Source organism: Dolichospermum lemmermannii CS-548, assembly GCF_028330815.1.
Taxonomy (GTDB): Bacteria; Cyanobacteriota; Cyanobacteriia; order Cyanobacteriales; family Nostocaceae; genus Dolichospermum; species Dolichospermum lemmermannii.
The window spans coordinates 1-2862 of record NZ_JAQMTJ010000154.1; the positions used below are offsets into that span (position 1 = coordinate 1).

Sequence of the window (2862 nt, forward strand, 5' to 3'; positions counted from 1 at the left end):
AGTAGAACGGCTTGAATAATTCAAAGTTTGTAGTGAGGAATTTATTCCTCATTTGAGGGCTGAAGCCCTTACTACGAAATCATCTCCAGATTTTTTACATTACTTAATCTACTTTGATTTATTTTCGTCTACTTACTTAGCTTATTAAGTAGCTAATGTCTATCTACCTCAACAGCTTCAGATTCAATTTTATTAACTTGTGAGCCGATTTGATAGGTAATTATTGCCTTTACTCGATCTTTTCCAGCATAGCCGATTTTATTAGTTAGATGAATATCAATCACCGAATTTTCTAAGGGTTTTAGTTCAATTTGTTTTGGCTGAAAACTAAAAGATTGTAATTTATGATCAGAAACATTACGAACTTCAATCTTTTTAATAATCACAGTTTGATTTTTTTGCTGATGATTTTCTAAACTGATAAATACAGTAGCAAAACCAATATCGCGGTTAGGTTGGGGAGGAATACCTATAGGTGGTAACTTATTCTCTTGAGATAACAAAGAAACCTTAATCATAACTTTTTTCTTAACAGCTTTCGACTGTAAGTGTGAAGAGGCTTGAACATGAACATTTGTAGATAAATAATTAAAACAATCTACCATACCATTAAAGCTTAATAAACTAAAAACCAATAATAATGGTTTCATCTACATCACCTCTAATTATTGAAATCATGATTAATTAAACCTACATTTCTCGTTATCTAATTTTAATTGATAATATCGTTCTCTCTTCCACTCAATCGAACATAATATGACGTTAAATCGGCAAATAGCAGTACAAATAGTTAATATTTGTACTGCTACCAGATGATGTCTAGGTATTAGACCATTGAATAATCGCTTTCAAAGATAATAATTGAGACCAAGTTACACTAGCATCCTGAACTCCCCAAGGATTACGTAAATAGAAAGTTCCATTAGTGGCATTATAGGCAGTAATGGTGTAAGCATGACCATCAACCACACCAAAACCAGGACCATAGACAAAACCCGCTGTTAAAATCTGATTAGAATTAACCAAATTAATCAGTTGAGTTTGAGTCATACTAGTGACAGATTGGGAAGTAGCGGCTAATCCCGTTACTTGACGAATTACCCTATCCATCCAACCCCCTTCAATAGCTGCATAGGAGTTGGTAGAAGTGCTAGAACGACTCCAACCAGATTCAGCTAACTGGGCATAGGCTTTTTCTGCTAAAGCTACCCAAAGTTCATTGCTAGTGGAAGTAGAAGAACCTCCTCCCCAACCAGCATAAGCGGCATATAATCCAGAAGTTGGCAAGTAACGATCTACTGTGACATAATCAGCTACACCATTTTTATAAAAACGAACAGTGAAGGTACTATCACCATTGTCCGTGAACATATTTTCGATGTAAGTCGGTTTTTCCTGGGCAATGGAAGATAAAGTAGCTAAATAGTAGCAATCTCCCACCTGTCCTTGTCGAATATCATTAGCACTAATGCCATTCTGGAACAGAGAACCACTAACAGAACGATAGGAATAACTGGAACTGGTCAAATCAGGTCTATCATTGCCTAAGAACCACTTACCAATTAGATTTTCCATTTGGGTAGCACTACTACCAGCAGACAAGTTACCAAAACCGGAACGGGTGTTAGCAGCATCACTATTTGCAATCTTATTGGAAAGCACTTTCACAGAGTCAGCCATATTGAAACGACTAGAATTACTAACAAGAGTCCGCAAATCAGTTAACTCATTGGCATCAATCACGCCACCATCTTCAGCATCACGGAAAATAGAAATCATTTCATTGCGACTCAAGTTAGCATCAGCAGCGAAGGAACGAGCTAAAGTGATAATTTGAGAATCTCGTAGATTTTGGCTGTACCAATCTGGTGTGGGTGTAACAGCAGTAGCATTTAACGACAAACTGTAGTTGGTATCACCGCTAAATGGAGACACTCGCACAGCATAACTTCCCGCAGTTAACAGACTAGTAATGGATTCAGAAGTAGTTCCAGCATTCGCAGAAGTGGAAATTACAGTACCAAAACCATTAAGTAGTTGAACATCCGCATTGGCAGTTAAGCCTGTTAAATTCAAACTAAAGTTACTTTGTGTGCCGACATTGAAACTATAGTAATCGTTAGTATCAACACTTCCTACCCAATCACTAAAACTTTGAGTTCCTGTTAATGTCCCAACAGCACGGGCTGTCGCTAGGGTATTTCCAGCATTATCAACAGGTGTAGCATTTAACGACAAACTGTAGTTAGTGCTGCTGACACCTGTGAATGGAAATACCCGCACATAATAATTTCCCGCAGTCAACAGACTCGTAATGGATTCAGAAGCAGTTCCAGCATTCCCAGAAGTGGAAATTACCGTACCAGAACCATTAAGTAATTGAACATCCGCATTGGCAGTTAAGCCTGTTAAATTCAAGCTAAAGTTACTTGGTGTTCCCACATTGAAACTATAGTAATCGTCAATATCACCAGTTCCTACCCAGTCACTAAAACTTTGAGTACCTGTTAATGTCCCAACAGCACGGGCTGTAGCTAGGGTATTTCCCGCATTATCAGCAGGAAGAGCAGTAGCATTTAACGATAAACTATAGTTAGTATCACCACTACATTGATATACCCGCGCATAATAAGTACCTGCACTCAACTGACGAGTAATCGATTCAGAGGTAGTACCACCAGCAGTAGAACTGGAAATTACACCACCAGAACTAAGTAAGTCGGCACGATAAAATCAATATACATTTTTTTCGTAAAAACCCTTAAATAACCTATCTATAAGGTATTTGTCGAATTTACATTTCGTTACATATGTTGATTGTTTAACGCCAACTTACTTATCGAGTAACTGAACATCCGCATC

The 2862-nt window shown here is 37.6% G+C and carries 2 protein-coding genes; both read right to left on the minus strand.

Annotated features, from left to right (window positions below):
* Window positions 1-152 precede the first annotated feature (152 nt).
* Window positions 153-650 carry a hypothetical protein gene (locus PN450_RS10075; RefSeq protein WP_271836184.1) on the minus strand — a complete coding sequence of 166 codons (498 nt, stop codon included), beginning with the start codon at window positions 648-650 and terminating at the stop codon, window positions 153-155.
* Between the two features lie 169 nt (window positions 651-819).
* On the minus strand, window positions 820-2646 hold the full coding sequence (locus PN450_RS10080) for a C2 family cysteine protease (protein WP_271836185.1): 1827 nt from the start codon (window positions 2644-2646) through the stop codon (window positions 820-822).
* Window positions 2647-2862 lie beyond the last annotated feature (216 nt).